The 18368-nt window shown below is 52.5% G+C and carries 15 protein-coding genes; 1 reads left to right on the top strand and 14 read right to left on the bottom strand.

Translation table 11 applies throughout. The annotated features are described in order from the left end of the window. Positions 1-46 precede the first annotated feature (46 nt). From IJ22_RS05145 to leuC, 11 genes are all read right to left on the bottom strand, one after another. Positions 47-1519 carry an ABC transporter substrate-binding protein gene (locus tag IJ22_RS05145; protein ID WP_062407741.1) on the bottom strand — a complete coding sequence of 491 codons (1473 nt, stop codon included), beginning with the start codon at positions 1517-1519 and terminating at the stop codon, positions 47-49. A 38-nt stretch (positions 1520-1557) separates the two neighbouring features. After that, positions 1558-2448 carry an ABC transporter ATP-binding protein gene (locus IJ22_RS05140; protein WP_062407739.1) on the bottom strand — a complete coding sequence of 297 codons (891 nt, stop codon included), beginning with the start codon at positions 2446-2448 and terminating at the stop codon, positions 1558-1560. A gap of 4 nt (positions 2449-2452) precedes the next feature. Further along, a complete protein-coding gene (locus IJ22_RS05135; protein WP_062407737.1) occupies positions 2453-5389 on the bottom strand; it encodes an ABC transporter permease in 2937 nt (978 codons plus the stop codon). Next, positions 5389-6489, bottom strand: coding sequence for an efflux RND transporter periplasmic adaptor subunit (locus tag IJ22_RS05130; protein WP_373864976.1), 1101 nt, complete (start codon positions 6487-6489; stop codon positions 5389-5391). The genes IJ22_RS05135 and IJ22_RS05130 overlap by 1 nt, the downstream gene beginning before the upstream one ends. Next, positions 6449-7303: an ABC transporter ATP-binding protein gene (locus IJ22_RS05125; RefSeq protein WP_082660688.1), complete on the bottom strand. Its 855-nt coding sequence runs from the start codon at positions 7301-7303 to the stop codon at positions 6449-6451. Before IJ22_RS05125 ends, IJ22_RS05130 begins: the two co-directional genes overlap by 41 nt. Positions 7304-7584: 281 nt before the next feature. Then, positions 7585-8265, bottom strand: coding sequence for a DnaD domain-containing protein (locus IJ22_RS05120; RefSeq protein WP_062407733.1), 681 nt, complete (start codon positions 8263-8265; stop codon positions 7585-7587). A 21-nt stretch (positions 8266-8286) separates the two neighbouring features. Next, positions 8287-9585, bottom strand: coding sequence for an asparagine--tRNA ligase (gene asnS / locus IJ22_RS05115; protein WP_062407731.1), 1299 nt, complete (start codon positions 9583-9585; stop codon positions 8287-8289). A 73-nt stretch (positions 9586-9658) separates the two neighbouring features. After that, positions 9659-10873, bottom strand: a complete 1215-nt coding sequence (locus IJ22_RS05110) for an acetate/propionate family kinase (protein WP_062407730.1) — start codon at positions 10871-10873, stop codon at positions 9659-9661. Next, the gene (locus IJ22_RS05105) at positions 10870-11742 is read right to left on the bottom strand and encodes a 3-hydroxyacyl-CoA dehydrogenase family protein (protein ID WP_054818096.1); all 873 of its coding nucleotides are present in this window, start codon (positions 11740-11742) and stop codon (positions 10870-10872) included. The genes IJ22_RS05110 and IJ22_RS05105 overlap by 4 nt, the downstream gene beginning before the upstream one ends. A gap of 394 nt (positions 11743-12136) precedes the next feature. Next, positions 12137-12730 carry a 3-isopropylmalate dehydratase small subunit gene (gene leuD, locus IJ22_RS05100; protein ID WP_062407728.1) on the bottom strand — a complete coding sequence of 198 codons (594 nt, stop codon included), beginning with the start codon at positions 12728-12730 and terminating at the stop codon, positions 12137-12139. A gap of 32 nt (positions 12731-12762) precedes the next feature. Next, a complete protein-coding gene (leuC, locus tag IJ22_RS05095) occupies positions 12763-14181 on the bottom strand; it encodes a 3-isopropylmalate dehydratase large subunit (RefSeq protein ID WP_062407726.1) in 1419 nt (472 codons plus the stop codon). A gap of 132 nt (positions 14182-14313) precedes the next feature. Between leuC and IJ22_RS05090 the strand changes: the two genes are divergently transcribed. Next, positions 14314-15246: a LysR family transcriptional regulator gene (locus IJ22_RS05090; protein ID WP_062407725.1), complete on the top strand. Its 933-nt coding sequence runs from the start codon at positions 14314-14316 to the stop codon at positions 15244-15246. A gap of 100 nt (positions 15247-15346) precedes the next feature. On the opposite strand, the gene IJ22_RS05085 is transcribed toward IJ22_RS05090, so the two are convergent. From IJ22_RS05085 to IJ22_RS05075, 3 genes are all read right to left on the bottom strand, one after another. Continuing rightward, entirely contained in the window at positions 15347-16702 is a 1356-nt protein-coding gene (locus IJ22_RS05085; protein ID WP_062407723.1) for an MFS transporter, read from the bottom strand. A gap of 113 nt (positions 16703-16815) precedes the next feature. Next, positions 16816-17187 (bottom strand): Rieske (2Fe-2S) protein, encoded by a 372-nt coding sequence (locus IJ22_RS05080; protein WP_054818095.1) that lies wholly within the window; start codon positions 17185-17187, stop codon positions 16816-16818. Then, on the bottom strand, positions 17187-18317 hold the full coding sequence (locus tag IJ22_RS05075; RefSeq protein ID WP_062407721.1) for an amidohydrolase family protein: 1131 nt from the start codon (positions 18315-18317) through the stop codon (positions 17187-17189). Before IJ22_RS05075 ends, IJ22_RS05080 begins: the two co-directional genes overlap by 1 nt. Positions 18318-18368 lie beyond the last annotated feature (51 nt).

Raw genomic sequence — 18368 nt, 5'->3', positions numbered from 1 at the left:
TTCTGCTAACCTCCTTGTTCCATTTCCTTTCGTTAGTCAAGCGGGTTTAACCCAATGTTCTTGGTTCTGGCATACCCGGTTCGCCGTTCGGATTCTCTTTGAGTTTTTGAATCATGGCGTCCCCTTCGGTCTGCCACTGCTTCAATGCTTCACGGACCTGAAGCTTGCCTTCCATCACTTGTTGAAGCTTCTGATAGCCTATGCTCTGCACCTCATACAATCTCGGATTTTTGAGATAAAGCTTTGTGTCTTCGAACGGTACCGGCATTAATGAAGTGAATGCTTGTTGATTGTAGTCCAACCCGTCCTTTGTCTTGATATATTTTTGCCGGGAAACGATATTATGCGAGCTGCCGGCCTTCAACCGTGCCCAATCCTCACCGTTAATAAACTTCAGAAACTTCCATGCTTCCTCGGGATCCTGCGCTTTGGCGTTGATCGACATAATACCATCCATCCCGATAAATCCGCCTGTATCCGGCGCTTCCGGGTGAACGGGCAGCGTGACGACATCCCATTCGAACGGAGAAAAGCCTTGAATCCGATCCGCATTCTTCATCACATCGATGATGCGGTCAAGCTCGCCATAGTTAATGATCGCCATCGCTACGCGTCCCGAAAGGAAATCGTCATGCTGGAACGGATTATAGTTTTCATTCGGACCTATGCTCCCGTTCATTTTGGACATATCCAGCGGACCGGGAACAAGCTTTTCCGTGTGGATTTGCAGCATCGTTTTCCATGCGTTCTCCCATTGGTCCGAATCGACCGTCATTTTCTCACCATTGTCGTCAAACATTCTCAGCCGTAAAGGCGCCGTGTAAAGCTGTGTCGCATACGACATGTCCCCGCCCATATTGTAAGTCGAAAATGAGAATCCGTACTTCCGGTTCTCCCCTTCTCCCTTGGCCAACCGGCGGGCCAAATCAAACGTTTGCTCCCAGGTCATTTTATCCGTCGGATACTGCACTCCCGCTTCGTCGAACAACCTTTTGTTATAGATGACGGCAGAAGAATTGAATGTCGGCGCCAACGCATAGATTTTACCTTCACCGACCTTTTTGATGCCCTCGATCACCGCCGGGACGATATCGCTGATATCGAATTTGTCCTTTGTAATCAAAGGATCAAGCTGCGTCAGCAAGTTATTGCTGATCAAGTCAGGCAGCTGCTCATACTGGGTCATGACGATATCCGGCGGATTGTCGCCCTGCATCAATTCCTTCAGCTTCTCTAGCGGATCCTGGGGCTTTTCGTTGGGGTCCGGTCGGCCATACATGTAGCGGTCGTCCATGGCCGAGATGATTTCAATCTTCACATTCGGATTGGCAAATTCATAAAGCTCGGTAAACCGCTGGCGAAAATATTCATCGTTCGCGCTATAGCCCATCGTCGTGGCGATGCGCAGTGTGCGCTCCGTGTTGTCCGATGTGTTCGGACTCGTACAAGCTGCAAGTACAGGTGTCATCATACCGACGCTGACCGACAGCGCCGCCGTTCTTTTGATCCATTTGTTCATTTTTGAAAACCCTCCGATTTTATGGTTTTAAATGTACTTTAATGCAGCTTTACAGCGGTCTCATCCAATGTTTTGGGCGTTTTGATGATAATCTTCTCCCCGTCAAATTCCATGGACGCCTTGCTTTCGATTCCCAGCGCCTGCAAATACGCTCTCGGTATTTGCAGCCGTCCGGCCCGGTCCAGCACCACGTATTCCTCGTGAACATCGTGAATCGTCCCGCCGCCTGCGGCAGCTTGATCCAGGTTCGGATTCCGCTTGATGAACTCGGTGCTCGTCATTCCGTCACGGATCGCAACCACGCGGTCCACCTTGCCGGCCAGCGCCATATCATGCGTTACGAGCACAATGGTAACGCCCATCTCCGTATTGAAGCGGCGGAAGATGTCCATGATCATATCCGACGTCTTCGTATCGACGGAGCCCGTCGGCTCGTCGGCAAGGAGCAGGGACGGCCGGTTAGCCAGCGCTATGGCGATCGCCACGCGCTGCTGCTCGCCTCCGGAGAGCTGCTGCAGCTTGTTGTTCAACCTATCCTTGAGACCGACCCATTCCAGAAGCTGTGCAGCGTAATGCCGGTCATATTTCCCGCTCAGCATCATCGGCATCTCCACATTCTCAAGCGCCGTCAAATACGGCACCAGATTACGGGCATTGTTCTGCCAGATGAATCCAACGGTATTGCGCTTATATTGGACCAGCTCTTCATCCGTAATTTTGAGCAGGTTCCATTCTCCCACGCGAACTTGCCCGGCTGAAGGACGGTCAAGGCCGCCCAGGATGTTCAGAAGCGTAGATTTGCCGCTCCCGCTGTTGCCGATAATCGCCATCATTTCGCCTTGGTCTACCGAAATATTAAGCCCCTGCAGCGCAACGACTTCAATTTCGTCGCTCTTATATATTTTGACGAGACCTTCGCAATGAATCACTACATCATTTCTCCTCTCCCAGCTTCACGGCCTGATGGACACGCAAGCGCCTGATATGAAGGAACAGCAGGCCCGCACCGGTCAGCATCATGACGGCTACGACGACATAGAGCTGATCGGTATCTCTGGCATCGAATACCACACGAAACGGAGGCACCTGCATTTTGACATTCTCTGCCGTCTGGAGGAAAGGCAGGAACAGGTAGCTCGTCAATTTACCGATGCTTAAGCCCAGAACAATCGCCAAGCCTGCGGTAAACGTCTGCTCAAGCAGCAGCATGCCTGTCAATTGACGTTTCGATAATCCCATCGCCCGCAATACGCCGAACTGGACCACCCGGCTGGACAAATTGAAAAACCAGTACAAGATGTAGCCAATCAGTGAAACGAGCACCGAGACGAGGAAGCCAAGGCTCAAAATACCGAATACCCCTCCGCGGGCCGGATGCCTTTTTTGAGAGATCAGCTCGTTGCGGACGTCCTTGACGCTGGCGATGTCGACTTTCTTTTCCCTGAGCGCTTCGATCAACGGCGTGACCTTGGCTCCGTCTTTCATCTTCAGCCAAACCTCATAAGGCGTTACCGGAGCCTGATCATAAATGTACTCCAGATTGGCGATCATAAACGGCGTCTGCTCCGGATATTGACTCGGCCAGTAAGGGACGGCGGCAACGACGACGAATTCCACCGGTTGGCCGGATATCGTAATATTCATTAAATCGCCCGGCTTGATCTGATGCTTCTCGGCAAACGTTGTCGGAATAATGACCGCTTGCTCGTATTGTCCGAGCAGATTCAAGTAATGGTTGGGATGCACAGAAAACAAATCTTTACGGAACCAGGCCACCTCCGCAAAATCGACGTTATCGATTCCCATCAGCATGCCCTGGCCGAGCGATTTGCCGGAAACGACAACGTTGCTTTTTGCCAGCAGGACACGTGCCGCATGCTCCACGCCTTCCAGCTGGCGGAACACCTCAAACGGCGGTTCGATATAGCGCATTGTCGGCGGAGGTCCTCCCGTGCCGCCTCCGGGACCGCCCGGTTGTCCGGGACTGCCCGGGCCTTGACCCGGATTCGAACCCCCGGGGCTTTGCGGGTTACCTCCCGCGCTGCCTCCGGGATTGCCCTGGCCTTGACCTTGACCGTTTCCCGGATTCGGGGCTTGAGGCGGCGTTTCGGCGACAGCCTGCCAATCCGCTTTCATCACCACATCTGTCCCGTAGGCATACAAAATCCGGTCCGTCGAGTTCAGATCGATCGTCCTCGCCGCCGAAGCGTTGTACACCCCAAGACCCAGTGTCAGGATCAGCAGAAGCATCAGGGGATAATAGGCCGTTGACGAACGGGACAGCTGCGTCAGCGTTAAGTACATCGGAACGGGCAGAACCCGCTTGCCGAGCCAATTGCAGAAACGGAGCAGCCACGGAAAGATACGCAGAAAAAACAGCCCAAGCCCGATAATCGATAATGCCGGAATGAAAAACAGCAGCGGATGCACCTGCAGCTGATCCGTCGTCATCCCTGTCTGTGCGAACAATTCCTGGCGCTGGCCGAACAAGTAATACCCATATCCGACCAGACACAGCAGCAGCACATCAAGGAACCATTTTTGCCAGAACGGCTTTTTGTCAGAGCGCGCCAATTGTTGTTTATGGCTGACAATCGAGGCTCTGGCATAAATGACGGCCGGAATCACGCTGGCCATCAAAGCAATGACCACGGCGGCTAACCCGTAGAGCAGCGCTTCTTCAGATAGGCCGACCGGAACGGCCTCCCGGTCCACAAAGGTAAGAAAACCGCTGGATGAACCTATGCTTTTGGCCATAAACCACCCGAGCATGGGACCGATGATGATAGCTGCTCCTCCGAGCAGCAGCCCCTCCAGCAGATAGATCCATATAATTTGTCTCGTGCTCCCGCCCCGGCTTCGAATGACCGCAATGACGGTTCGCTGCCGGTCAAGAGACTGTCTGGCATTCATTACGATGTAATAGAATACCATCGCAATCATGGGAGCGGCTAAAGTGAACAGCAGGATCTGCAGCTGCAGGCTTTGTACTTTAAATTCCTGCAGCAGAGGGATAAACGATACGTCCACCCGGGTATCCTTCAGCTTCTGGTACAGCGTAATGTCGAGCCGCTCCAGCTTGCGCTGCAGCGAAGAGAGCTGGCTCGTTTTGATTTCCTGCAAATCAAAAGCGTAATACCAGTTCGCCAGGTTGAGCGGAATTTTTTTCTTCGTCAAGAGCTCGTCGTTAAACCCGGTTTCGCTCATAAAAAAGGTCGTGATGAGCCCTTCTATTCCTTGAAACCAATACGGATCAGCATCATTCTTCGGCTTGAATATGCCCACGATCTTTACTTTCAGCGGGGCGATGCCGAGTCCCCCGGAAATCGGATAATGAAATACATCGCCGACGCGCATGTCCCCCCGGAACATGGCTTCCTCATGGATAACGACTTCGATAACGCCGTCTTGCGGCTGTTCCGAGAACCAATTCCCCTGCGTCAGCTCGACCTCTTCCTTGAGTCCGCTCTGTGCCATCAGGGTCATCTGCCTTCTCTTGCTCGGATCCACTTTTGACGGATCGTCAGGGGTAAGCTGCGAACCGCGTATGGACAAACTGCGAACGTACGCGTCCGCCGGGAAACCGATTTCTTGCGGCAGTTCTTCTTTGATATAGGCATCGACATCGGCAAATGCAGACAGATCCGCCCGGTCATTGCCGGAGGCTTGATAGCGGATCAAGACCGAACCGGCGGACATTCCTTGGCTTTTCTCTTTCAGCGTTGCAGCGACGACCCGCTTGAGCGAACCGTCCGAATACATGGGAATGCTCGTGGTAAACGCAACAGCCATAATGAGGCCGGCTAAGGTGCTGAGCGTAAGCCAGCGCGTATTCCACATTTTGCGGAATAAAAAACGAAGCATTGCCATCAGCGTCCCACTACTTTCTGCCCGGGCGTAAGACCTTTCACAATCTCCACATCGGTCGACGTCTGCTGGCCGATTTCCACATCGACTTCCCTTTTACTGCCCTGGTCATCCACAACCTGTACGTAGTTTCGGCCGGCATACGAGCGAAGGGCGGCAAGCGGAATGACAACCGCATTCTCCTTGCGCTGCGTAATGACCGATACGCTGAGCGGTGTGCCCCGATTCAGGTTTTCCGGGAACGGATCCAATTGGATGATCATATAGTTTTCGATCGAATCAGGCTGCCTGCCCTGACCGTCGCCGGGAAAGCCGCCGCCCCCGCTGCCGTCATCGGCTTTCGGATTCGGAAGCTGCAGTACTTTTCCTTTGTGCTGACCGGCCGAGTTAATATCTACAATGGCCTCCATGCCGACCGCCACTTTCTTCAAGTCTTCCCCGCTGAGCGTGGCCGCTACCGTCAGCTGGGACAAGTCGGCGATGGTTGCTACCGCATCATAAGCTTTAGCCGTATCCCCTTTCTTCAGATAAACCGATACGATCGTACCGGAGAACGGGGCCGTAAGCTTTGCGCCCGCAATGGTTTTCTCCAGTTCAATCAGCTCTTCGCGCTTCAGCTCAAAATCGATCTTCGCCTGCTCCAACTGTTCGGCGCTCATCTCGTCGGCCTTGCGCAGCATCTCAATCATGGTCAGCTCGTCTTTGCGCGTCTGAAGCCGTTTCTGCTTCAGCTGGCTTTCAAGCTCCGTGACATCCAGTTCGGCGATCAATTGGCCTTGTGTCACCTGGTCTCCGGCCTTTACGGCAACATTTTTGATGCGGCGGCTGTTCTCATCGGTAAAATACAAGTCTTCTTCCACCGTGGCCATCAGCTTCCCGGAGCCGCGCACCTTCGTTTCCAACGTATCCGTCTTCACCACATACTCCGGTTTTTTGGAAAGCTGGGGCGGCTTGACGATGGGTACGATTTCTTCCTCCTCTTCTTTTGGCAAAAGCGAGCAGCCCGAAGAAACGGCCAACGATGCCGCCATGCATACGAGCAGGAAAGGCTTTCCCCCTTTTTTAACTATTGATAAACTTCCCATCCACCATTTCGAATACACGGTCGGCAACCTCCATTATTGTCGGATCATGCGTTGTCATGCAGATCGTCATGCGTTCCGTTCGGATGATGTCCCGAAAAACGGTCATGACCTGAGCTCCCATTTGCGAATCCAGCTCTGCAGTCGGCTCGTCAGCCAGCAGCAGACTGGGTTTATGAGCTATCGCTTTGGCAATGGCTACGCGCTGCTGCTCTCCCCCGGAGAGCTCGAACGGCCGGTGATGCATCCGTTTGCCCAGACCTACAAGTTCCAAACAGTGAGCCACGCGCGCCTTCCATTCGGATCTTGGCCGACCGGCCATCCGCAGCGACAGCTCTACATTCTCCCAAGCCGATAACAGAGGCATTAATGCAAACGACTGGAAAATGAATCCAATTTCAGTTTTTCTTATGTACGTCCGCCGATCGTCGCTGCATTGATGAATCCAATGCTCCTTGAACCGGATCTCCCCCCGGTTAGGCAGATCCAGCCCCCCGATCAAATTCAAAAGCGTGGTTTTGCCCGAGCCGGATCTTCCCTTCAGCATGACAAGCTGTGTGGGAAACAGCTCCATGTCAATTCCCTTCAACACATGCAGTTCATGTCCTCCCACTGAAAAAGAACGTTCCACACCGGTTACGGTGAGGAGCGGTTTGCTCGTATCGATAACCGGTTCATGCTCCGAAGGATCGTCCATCAGGGCCTGTGCCGAAGAGGCGCTCTCCGCTTCCGCCTGCGCTTGCGCCCCGCGTAAGTCCTGCGGTGCCGGTGGAACTTCAGGAAGCGGCTTCCTGTGCATCCCGTCTTGATGTCGTCTGCGCAGCCATCGAATCATATGGGCCCTCCTTCCGGTTATGAATTTGTCTATAATCTGCCAGAAAGTGTAACTACCATCCATTTAGACGTAGATGTTCAAAGAAAGGTTACAAAAAGATCATTATTTTTTAAAATTTTTTTCCATAATACGACCTCTTCCTCCGATTCCTCTTTAGAAATAGGTGATCTTCATCCCTCCGCTGCAATACAAAAAAAAATCCCTCAAAGAGGAGGACACTCTTGGTCCTTCCCTTTGAGGGATTTCATGAACAGCCCGGGACAACCCCTGCTGTCTCTTGGTTAACGTGCACGGAATTTCTGGGAATGCTCCTTCGCCTGTTCTACGGTTTTGATCCGGTTTCGCTGCCATTCCAGAAGAATCCGGTCGATATAACGAAAATGCACCTTTCCTGCGAATACCGCTTCCTTCAGCCCGGCAAGAATAAGCTCCTCGGGATATCCGTCTTTATCCATCCAACCCGAGATCGACTCCAGCTCCATCGGGGTAAGCGGACGCCCGAACTCTTTTTCGAAGATGGTAAAGATATCCTTTTTTCCGGATGCGTCTGCACCCGCTTGCCTGCGCAAGGCCGCGCGTTCCTCCAGCAGCTCTTCCAGGCGGCACTCCGCCAGCCGCTCCATCAGCGGCTGCCAATTATATTTCTCGCTGTGAACCGCAGATAACGGATCCGTCTCCTCGTCAATCCTCAGCAGCCCTTCCTTCAGCAGCTTTTGCAGGACGGCAATGACCTTCTCCTGCGGGATCGACATGCGCGACTGGATCTCCTCGAACGTCGGAAAATCCTTGTTTTCCTTTTGCTTGAAAGCCATAACGTGAAGAATCAGCATGACATCCTGCTCCTGCAGCCGAAGCTGCGTGTAATACCGGAGCAGCCAATAAGGAACATTCACGTTCCCCTCCTGCCAGCCCGCGAGCAGCACGGACGGCAGCTCCTTCGTATCTTGTTCGCTCCTTCTCATGCAAGCCCTTCCTTTCGGATATTACGGGTATAAACGGTACAGCAGCCGCGGGAACGGAATCGTCTCGCGAACGTGGTCGAGACCGCATATCCAGGCCACTGTGCGCTCCAGCCCCAGACCGAAGCCGGAATGCGGCACCGATCCGTACTTGCGCAGGTCGAGATACCACTGATACGCTTCCTTCGACAGCTCGTGCTGCTGAAACCTTTGCTCCAGCAGCTCCGGATCGTCGATCCGCTGGCTGCCGCCGATAATTTCCCCATATCCTTCCGGCGCGATCAAATCTGCGCACAGCACCACTTCAGGCCGTGCAGGATCCGGCTTCATGTAGAACGCCTTAATGTCCGTCGGATAATGAGTAATAAACACCGGCTTATGATATTGTTGGGCTATCGCCGTTTCGTGGGGAGCGCCGAAGTCTTCCCCCCATTGGATTTCATGGCCGTTCTCCTGCAGAAATTTAACCGCCTCGTCGTATGTAATGCGCGGAAAAGGAGCCTCGATGCCCTCCAGCCTGGATACGTCCCTCCCCAGCACCTCAAGCTCCCTGCGACAGTGCTCCAGCACCGACTTCACAATGTAGGCGACAAATTGCTCCTGTATTTCAAGGTTTTCCTCATGCGTGAAGAAGGCCATCTCCGGCTCGATCATCCAGAACTCGATCAAATGACGGCGCGTCTTGGACTTCTCCGCCCTAAACGTTGGCCCGAACGAATAAACCCTGCCGAGCGCCATGGCCGCAGCCTCCATGTAGAGCTGGCCGCTCTGGGTCAGGAATGCATCCTCATCGAAATATTTGGTATGGAACAAGCTCGTCGTCCCTTCCGCCGAAGAAGGCGTCAGGATCGGCGGGTCGACCAGATGAAAGCCCCGCTCATCGAAAAACTGCTGCACCGCCCGGATGATTTGCGCCCGAATCACCAGAATCGCGCGCTGCCGCGGAGAACGGATCCACAGGTGGCGGTGATCCATCAGAAAATCGACCCCGTGCTCCTTGGGTGTAATCGGATAATCGCTTGTGAGCTGAATGATCTCCACTCCCGTAACCGTCAGCTCGTAGCCGCCCTTGCTGCGGGCATCTTCACGCACTACGCCCGTGATGTACAAGGAGCTCTCCTGCGCAAGCTTGCCCGTATCCTCCCATACCTGCTCATCCACTTCGTTTTTTACAACCACGCCTTGAATAAAACCGGAACCGTCGCGCAGCTGCAAAAAACGGATTTTCCCACTGGATCGGCTATTGTGCAGCCAGCATCCGATCGTAACGGTTTCGTTCACATGCTGATCCACGTCCCGGATCATACATAAATTGCGGCTCATGAAACCATCCTCCCCCGTGTTTCGTTATGTAGCATTTATCAATGAACAGACGTTCGGTATTCGCCTTATCTCATTATTCTACATCATTGCGGTGTAAAATCAAACGGTATGTATCCCTGGCGATGACGAGTTCTTCATTGGTGGGAATGACCAGCGCCTTTACCTTGGACTCCGGCGCCGTGATTTCCCGTTCCCCGGACTCCTTGCGTTCGTTCGCTTGCTCATCCAGCTCGATCCCGAGGAAACTCAAATTCCGGCAAACCGCAGCCCGGAGCATCGCAGAATTCTCTCCCACACCAGCAGTAAACACAACGGCATCCAACCCATTCATTGCGGCGGCATAAGCGCCGATATATTTGCGCAGCCGGTATTCGTACATTTCGAACGCCAGCGACGCATTGCGGTCTCCCGTTTTTATCGCCTGCTCGATCTCCCTCATGTCGCTTCCGATGCCCGAGATCGCCATGAGCCCGCTGTGCCGGTTCAACATCGAACTCACTTCCGCCAGCGTCAGATCTTCTTTGCTCATCGTAACCGGCACGATCGCCGGATCGATGTCACCGCTGCGGGTACCCATCATCAGCCCCTCCAGCGGCGTCATCCCCATGCTCGTATCCATCGAGCGGCCGCCCAAGATGGCTGCGCAGCTGGCGCCGTTGCCGATATGACAGGTAACGAGCTTCAATTCCTTCAGCGGACGGCCCAGAAAAGCCGCGGCCCGTTCGCTCACATAGGCGTGGGACATGCCGTGAAAGCCGTAACGGCGGATTTTGTGTTTTTTATAGAGCACCATCGGAATCGGGTACAAATAAGAGGTCGGCGGCATCGTCTGATGAAACGCCGTATCGAAGACAACGGCCTGCGGGATATCGGGCATATTCGCTTCCACGGCCTGGATCCCCAGTATATGCGCCGGGTTATGCAGCGGAGCCAAGTCGAACAGGCGTTTGATTTCGCGTTTGACTTCCTCGTCCACCAAAACGGAGCCGGAAAACGACTCCCCCCCATGCACAACCCTGTGCCCGACCGCTTCAATTTGATCCACGGACTGGAGGATGCCATGAACCGGATGAACAAGAATATCCATCACTTTGCGAAAGGCTGTCGTATGCTCCAATATTTCCCGCACTTCCCGGATTTCCTGTTTTCCTGCAGGTTCAAAGTGTAAAATCGCCGATTCCATCCCTATGCGTTCCACTTTGCCCTTAGCGAGCACGGTTTCATCCTTCATTTGATATAATTGAAACTTCAGCGACGAGCTGCCTGCATTAACGACTAGAATGATCATAGCCGGTCACCGTCCTTATCGTAGCGGAAAAAACCTTGTCCCGTTTTCGTTCCGAGCTGCCCGGCCCGCACCATTTGCTTCAGCAGTACAGACGGCCGGTATTTCACATCCCCGAATTCCCGAAACATGCGTTCCATAGAGGCAAGCACCGAATCCAGACCGAACCGGTCAGCCATCTCCAGCGGACCGTAATGGAAATCATATCCGATCCGCATAGCCGTATCAATATCCTCTGCAGAGGCCACCCGCTCGGAAAGCACATGCATCGCCTCGTTGATCAGCACGCAGAATAGCCTCGTCGTCACAAAGCCCGGAGATTCATATACTTGAATCCCGCGTTTTTGAATCGTCTCTTCCACAAACTGCTTCGTGCGGACGAAGGTGTCATCACTCGTTTTCAGCGCTCTTATAATTTCCACCAACTGGATTTTCGATGCCGGATATAGAAAATGAAGGCCGATCACCCGCTCGGGTGCTTTGGTTTCCGCCGCCAGCTCCGTCAGACTTAACGTAGACGTGTTGCTGGCCAGAATGATGTTTGGAGGACACACATCGTCAAGCTGCCGGAAAAGCTGCTTCTTGAGCTCCAAATCCTCATTGATCGACTCGATGACCAAATCGCACTCCATCATTCGGTGCACATACGTTTCTTTTTGTATCTTCGATAATATCATCTTCTTTTCCGCGGCGGTGATCGCCCATTTTTCCAGCTGCTTATCCAAACTCATTTCGATTTGCTCCATCGCTTGCAGCAGCTTTTCCGGCGTGCGGTCGATCAGCACCACATCAAGCCCTTTGCCGGCGAGCATTTCGGCAATGCCCTGCCCCATCGTGCCCGCGCCGACGATCCCGATTTTGTTGAAAATCATGGCCCTCACCCCTTTATGTACACTACAAATGCTATTATATACATTGGAAGATGGAAATAAAAAACATGCTCCTGCTATTGTTGATTCTTGACCAATAGAAAACCGCCTACGGATAAGGCGGCTCATCATCTATCGTGCCCAATCAACACGATCGCGTATTTGTCATCGCATTTTTCTTTGATAGAAAACTCTTGACCAAAGAAAAATGGCATTACCTATCAATAAGATTGTAAATTCCCACCCTGTTTTACCTTTAGTAAAAAATCTTCATTCGTTTCCTGATCTCCCTAATGTTATTTTCTTCAATAAGAAATCATTCGGCAAACAACAAAATGGACAGCAAAAAAGCTGCTGAGCATATTCTCTCAACAGCTTTTTCATTTGCAAAAATGGCTTATAAGGCTTGGTGAGCCGCTTCATAGGCTGCAATCTTGTCTTCATGCTGCAGCGTCAGGCCGATATCATCGAGCCCCTGCAGCAGGAATTGGCGGCGATGCTCATCCAGATCGAAGCTGATGGAGAGACCTTGGCCGTCCTTAATCGTTTTGTTCTCCAGATCAACGCTCAATTTGTAGCCTTCATTCGCTGCCGTACGCTGGAACAGTTCCTCGACCTGCTCTTCGCTCAGCTTGATCGGCAGAATGCCGTTCTTAAAGCAGTTATTGTAGAAAATGTCGGCAAACGACGGTGCGATGATGACTTTAAAACCATAGTCCTGAATCGCCCATGGCGCATGCTCACGGGAAGAGCCGCAGCCGAAGTTGGCGCGGGAAAGCAGTATCGAAGCGCCCTGATAGCGGGGCAGGTTCAGACTGAATTCCGGAATGACGGCGCCCTGCTCGTCAAAGCGCCACTCATAGAATAAAAATTGACCGAAGCCGGAGCGCTCGATGCGCTTCAGAAATTGCTTGGGAATAATAGCGTCGGTATCCACATTCACGCGGTCCACCGGACCGACCAGGCCTGTATGCTGTTTAAAAGCTTCCATGTCGTTAACTCCTCACATGAGAATGATTGATTTTAAGCTTCTTGCTTCACTTTAAATTTCCAATCGCGCACATCCGTGAAATGTCCTTTGATTGCAGCCGCTGCCGCCATTGCCGGAGATACGAGGTGCGTACGTCCGCCGCGGCCTTGACGGCCTTCGAAGTTCCGGTTGGAGGTCGATGCGCAGCGCTGACCCGGTTGAAGCACGTCAGGGTTCATCGCCAGACACATGCTGCAGCCCGCATCACGCCACTCAAAACCGGCTTCGGTAAAGATTTTGTCGAGTCCTTCTTTTTCCGCCTGTGCTTTCACGCGGCCTGAACCCGGCACTACGATGGCGGTAACGTTCGGAGCCACCTTGTAGCCCTGAGCCACTTCCGCAGCCGCACGCAGGTCCTCGATCCGGCCGTTCGTACAGGAGCCGATAAACACATAATCGATAGCGATCTCCGTCATCGGTGTTCCCGGTGTGAGCGCCATGTATTCCAGCGCTTTCTCGGCGGCTTTACGCTCATTTTCCGTTGGAAAATCAGCAGGGTTCGGCACGCTGGCCGTAATATCCGTACCCATGCCCGGGCTTGTACCCCAGGTGACTTGAGGAATCAGGCTGTCCGCGTCGAATTCCACTACGCGATCGTAAACAGCTCCCTCGTCCGTAACCAGCTGCTTCCACCGGGCAACCGCTTGATCGAACGCTTCGCCTTTCGGTACATAGTCGCGGCCGCGCAGGTATTCGAACGTCGTTTCGTCCGGAGCGATCAAACCGGCTCTTGCTCCGGCTTCGATGGACATGTTGCAGACCGTCATACGTTCTTCCATGGACAAGCCGCGGATCGCTTCGCCCGTGTACTCAATGACATAGCCGGTAGCGAAGTCCGTGCCGTATTTGGCGATAACGCCGAGAATCAAGTCCTTCGCCGTGACGCCCGGTCTCAGCTTGCCGTTGATGCGCACTTCCAGCGTCTTGGGTTTTGCCTGCTGCAAGCATTGCGTTGCGAGCACGTGCTCCACTTCGCTGGTTCCGATTCCGAATGCCAGCGCGCCGAACGCACCGTGCGTGGACGTATGGCTGTCGCCGCACACGATCGTTTTGCCCGGATGCGTCAGTCCCACTTCAGGACCCATAACGTGTACAACGCCTTGATCGATGTGGTTCAGGTCAAACAGCTTCACGCCGAAATCAGCACAGTTCTTGGCAAGCGTGTCGATCTGCTGCTTGGAGATCGGATCGGTAATGTTGAAACGGTCTTTCGTCGGGACGTTGTGATCCATTGTCGCGAACGTCAGATCCGGACGGCGCACTTTGCGGCCGGCCATGCGAAGACCTTCGAACGCTTGCGGGGAAGTCACTTCGTGAACCAAATGAAGATCGATGTAAATAATGCTTGGTTTGCCCGGTTCCGAATGAATGACATGGTTATCCCAAATTTTTTCGATAATTGTTTTTGCCATCGGTTCCACCTCAATATAATATGATGCATCCTATGCGTAATATCGTACCATTTCCATCTTCATTGATCCAAGATATAATATCTATAAGATTGATAGTTTTTGATTATAAGCAATCGTAAAGGAGCGGTGATGATGGAGCTTCGACAACTGCAATACGCACTGCAAATCGCCATAGACAAAAACTTTTCCAGGGCCGCCGAAAAGCTGCATATCGCCCAGCCCTCGCTCAGCCAACAGCTGTCCAAACTGGAGAAAGAAATCGGCGTCCTTTTGTTTCAGAGAACCACGAACTCCGTGGAAGCCACTTATGCCGGAACCCTGTTTGTCGAGAAGGCACAAAAAATACTCGACATGGTCGAGCAACTCAAAAAAGAGATGGAGGACATCTCCCAAATGCGCAAAGGCAGGCTGGTCGTCGGCAGCCTGCCCATTACGGGCGCCCATGTGCTGCCCTTGGTGCTGCCGGCGTTCCAGGCGCGCTATCCGGAGATCGATATCGTCCTTGTGGAGGAGACGACGACCAATCTGGAGCAGCTGACCGCAAGCGGGCAGGCCGATATTAGCCTCCTGTCGCTGCCGCTTATCGATGAAACGCTCGACTATGAAGCCGTGATCGAAGAGGAAATTGTGCTGACCGTTCCGAAGACGCATCCGTTAGCCCAATACAGCGCCGATGGACAGGCCAAAGCGGTTGATATCGCCGAACTGAGGAACGAACCTTTCATTACGCTGAAAAAAGGACAGGGCTTCCGCCAAATTACGCTCGATTTGTGTCAGCAGGCCGGATTTACTCCCAACATCGTGTTCGAGAGCAGCAATATCGAAACCGTTCAATCCCTTGCAGCCGCAGGGATGGGTATTGCTTTCGTGCCGCTTATGGTGTCCCGGGGACGACATAGCGAGTTCGCGCCGGCTTACCTGCCGCTGACGATCCGGCCCACGCGGACTCTGGTGATCGCTTACCGCAAAGGCAGATATTTATCGAAAGCCGTCACTGCTTTCATGGAGACGTTCCGCGATGTCATGAACAAGGAGAATGCAAACAACCGGTCAGATCAGACCTGACCGGTTGAACCTTTTTCCTATGCAGCCCCGTATGATCCTTGCAGTTCGGCGCGGTGATGATGAGTATCGACAGGTTAACCTGTCGCCTGCAGCAAGTCCGCTAACTCTTCTGCACTTCACCCTGCGCGATCAGAATAAACTCTTGTTCTGTACTTTCAATTTCGTTGCTCTCAAAAGCGAGATCTTTCGTTTCTCGCGTGTTGAATATCGCAAAAAGAGACAGTAATCCGATCACCATCATGTAGACCGCAACGGGCACCCAGGAATTGTTAAAACCGTTCATCAGCGCCGTAGCAATCAGAGGAGCGGTGCCTCCAGCCAATGCAGCCCCTAATTGATAGCCGACGGTTACGCCCGTGTACCGAACGTTCGTACTGAAAATTTCGGAAAAAAGCGTCCCCAGCACAGCCGTAACCGGAGCCCACAAGATGCCTAATCCGATGATGGTCGCAATCGTTAACCACAGCGTCGAGCCCAGCGAAAGAATATAGAAATATGGGAACGCATACAAAACAATGGCAACGATTCCCCAGATGAACAAGGGTTTTCGTCCCACTTTATCGGAAAAAGCCCCCATAAAAGGAATCGCGATGGTTGTAATTAACGTTCCGATGGTCACTGCATTCAGCACCGGTGTAGCTGTGAATCCCAGATGCCCCGTGGCGTAGGAAATAATGAACGTCGAGAAAATATAAAACGGAGCCGTTTCTCCGGCTTTGAGACCCACGGCAATGAGCACGGATTTCCAATGGTAACGGAACGTGTCGACAATCGGAACCTTGGCTATGTTTCCGCTTTCTTTGGCTTCCTTAAACGCGGGTGTTTCATCGATCCCCTTCCGGATCCATAACCCGAGCAGAACGAGCACGGCGCTTAAAATAAACGGCACACGCCAGCCCCATGCCAAAAATTGGTTTTCAGGCAGGGCAGTCATCAGCGTAATCGATATTGTACCGAGAAGCAGGCCGATGGTAACCCCCATTTGCGGCACGCTTCCAAAGAAACCCCTTTTTCCTTTAGGCGCATACTCGACCGCGAGCAGCAAGGCGCCGCCCCATTCTCCTCCGATGCCAAGCCCCTGTATAAGCCTTAAGGTAATAAGCAAAATCGGAGCCCATACGCCAATCGTTTCATACGAAGGAAGCAAACCGATTAAAACCGTGGCGCCTCCCATCAATCCTAATGTGAGAACAAGCGTTTTTTTTCGTCCGATTTTATCCCCTATATGGCTGAAGATGACGCCGCCCAGCGGGCGAATAAAGAACGGAAGGGCAAACGAGGTGTAAGCGAGCATCAAACCCACGACAGGATCGATCGTAGGGAAAAATATTTTATTGAATACAAGTGCTGCAAGCGTTCCATAGAGAAAATAATCGTACCACTCGATCGAGCTTCCGATCAAACTCGCAACAAGTGCCTTGGTCGATGTTTTTTTTGATTCTTGCTTTTGCTGCATGAATATTTCCCCCATTTAGACTACCCGTGATCCCGATCGATCACGGGCAGTCTATGATTTAAATTCACTTCGCGCATTTAGTCAAAGTCGAGCCGGCTTTATGGTCATCGCTGTTACAGATGGATGTATACCTCATTGTCTTCAATGGATACATCGTAGCGCTCGACGGTTACTTCATAGCTCTTCGTTCTCATCTTAGGATCCACGATCATGCAGCCCGTTTTAATGTCGAATTCCCATTGGTGCCATGGGCATCTTACAATCTCGCCGTCACGTTCGTATTCAAAGTGGCCAGGACCCGTAGAGGTAATATATGCTGCCGTAAGGCCGGCGCAAAGAGCCGCTCCCTGATGCGGGCAAGTGTTGCGGATGGCATAAAATTGCCCCGCGATGTTATAAACACCGATGCTTCGGCCATTCGCTTCAACGATCTTTTTCTTTCCTTCAGGAATTTCCGATGCCTTGCCAACCAGAAAAACAGACATCACTTTGCACCTTCCTTTCGAGCTCCTCTTGCCGGCAGACCATATAGATCAGCTGCATTCTGATAAAAAATTTTCTCCCATAATGAATCTTCCAACTTGGGAAACGCTCTCACAGGCGAGTCAAAATCCCAGTGCGGGTAATCCGTGCAGAACATTAAGACCTCGTCGGCATAAACGGCGTTCATCATTTGGGTAAACGTCTCCGGATTCGGCGTCGGCTCAAGCGGCTGCGAGGACACTCGCACATTGCTGCGGAAATATTCGCTCGGTTTTTTCTTCACCCATGGCGTTTGGAAGCGCAGCGCTTTCCAATCCTCGTCCAGCTTCCATAAATACGGCGCAAGCCAAAACACGCCTGCCTCCTGAAGAACGACCTTTAAGGTCGGAAATTTTTCGAAAACGCCTTCATAGATAAAGCTCGCCAGGTGCGCCGCCATCACCATCGGTCTGCTGGCCCGATACTCGGGGTAATAGCTGACGTAACCGGCGCCGGTATTCGGCCCGTTAATGCCGACCCCTTCCATCAGGACATGAATCGTAAAAGGAAGATTATGCTCGACGCAGGCTTCGTAAATCGGATGGTAGTATCTGTGCCCGTACGGTTTTTCAGCCCCGCTGGACACAATGACTTGAACCATATCCGGATGAGAACCGACACGGCGAATTTCTTTTGCGGACTGCAGCGGATCCTGCTTAGGAATAAATACGGACCCTTTCAGCCTGCTGTCCTTTGCAAGCCAATGCTCCAATGTGTATTCATTAATCGCGGTGCTGATCGCAGCGGCGTAATCGAGATCGGGCGAAGCCTGACACGAGTAATCGCTGCCGGTTAATATCCCATACTCGATTTGATACGGATCCAACAGCTGTTCTCTCATGAAATTCAGGTCGCTTCCGGGAAAGCCTCCGCCAGGAGGAACAGAGTCGGCCATCTGGCCCACTTTAATTCCCCCGTTCAGATATAAAGAGCCCGGGAGCCGCCACCCCCACAAATCGATTTGATCACGGTAAGCCCGGGGCAAATACTGCTTGATCACATCAAGTGGGGTATAATTATGAATGTCGACATCAATAATGCTGCGCTTCATTTTGATTTTAGGCTCTGCAGGTTTCACTTCATTTACTGCCATAATGATCTCACTCCTTAGGTTAATCTGGCCGGCCCAAATTTATTGGTCCGG

This window comes from Paenibacillus naphthalenovorans (assembly GCF_001465255.1).
Taxonomy (GTDB): domain Bacteria; phylum Bacillota; class Bacilli; order Paenibacillales; family NBRC-103111; genus Paenibacillus_G; species Paenibacillus_G naphthalenovorans.
This window is presented reverse-complemented; position numbering and strand designations above follow the sequence as displayed.

What these genes read in the sequence shown, in the direction of transcription:
- IJ22_RS05145 (WP_062407741.1), bottom strand. Translation starts at nt 1,519, where the DNA reads ATGAACAAATGGATCAAAAGAACGGCGGCGCTGTCGGTCAGCGTCGGT.
- IJ22_RS05135 (WP_062407737.1), bottom strand. Translation starts at nt 5,389, where the DNA reads ATGGCAATGCTTCGTTTTTTATTCCGCAAAATGTGGAATACGCGCTGG.
- IJ22_RS05125 (WP_082660688.1), bottom strand. Translation starts at nt 7,303, where the DNA reads ATGATTCGATGGCTGCGCAGACGACATCAAGACGGGATGCACAGGAAG.
- IJ22_RS05120 (WP_062407733.1), bottom strand. Translation starts at nt 8,265, where the DNA reads ATGAGAAGGAGCGAACAAGATACGAAGGAGCTGCCGTCCGTGCTGCTC.
- asnS (WP_062407731.1), bottom strand. Translation starts at nt 9,585, where the DNA reads ATGAGCCGCAATTTATGTATGATCCGGGACGTGGATCAGCATGTGAAC.
- IJ22_RS05110 (WP_062407730.1), bottom strand. Translation starts at nt 10,873, where the DNA reads ATGATCATTCTAGTCGTTAATGCAGGCAGCTCGTCGCTGAAGTTTCAA.
- IJ22_RS05105 (WP_054818096.1), bottom strand. Translation starts at nt 11,742, where the DNA reads ATGATTTTCAACAAAATCGGGATCGTCGGCGCGGGCACGATGGGGCAG.
- leuD (WP_062407728.1), bottom strand. Translation starts at nt 12,730, where the DNA reads ATGGAAGCTTTTAAACAGCATACAGGCCTGGTCGGTCCGGTGGACCGC.
- leuC (WP_062407726.1), bottom strand. Translation starts at nt 14,181, where the DNA reads ATGGCAAAAACAATTATCGAAAAAATTTGGGATAACCATGTCATTCAT.
- IJ22_RS05090 (WP_062407725.1), top strand. Translation starts at nt 14,314, where the DNA reads ATGGAGCTTCGACAACTGCAATACGCACTGCAAATCGCCATAGACAAA.
- IJ22_RS05085 (WP_062407723.1), bottom strand. Translation starts at nt 16,702, where the DNA reads ATGCAGCAAAAGCAAGAATCAAAAAAAACATCGACCAAGGCACTTGTT.
- IJ22_RS05080 (WP_054818095.1), bottom strand. Translation starts at nt 17,187, where the DNA reads ATGTCTGTTTTTCTGGTTGGCAAGGCATCGGAAATTCCTGAAGGAAAG.
- IJ22_RS05075 (WP_062407721.1), bottom strand. Translation starts at nt 18,317, where the DNA reads ATGGCAGTAAATGAAGTGAAACCTGCAGAGCCTAAAATCAAAATGAAG.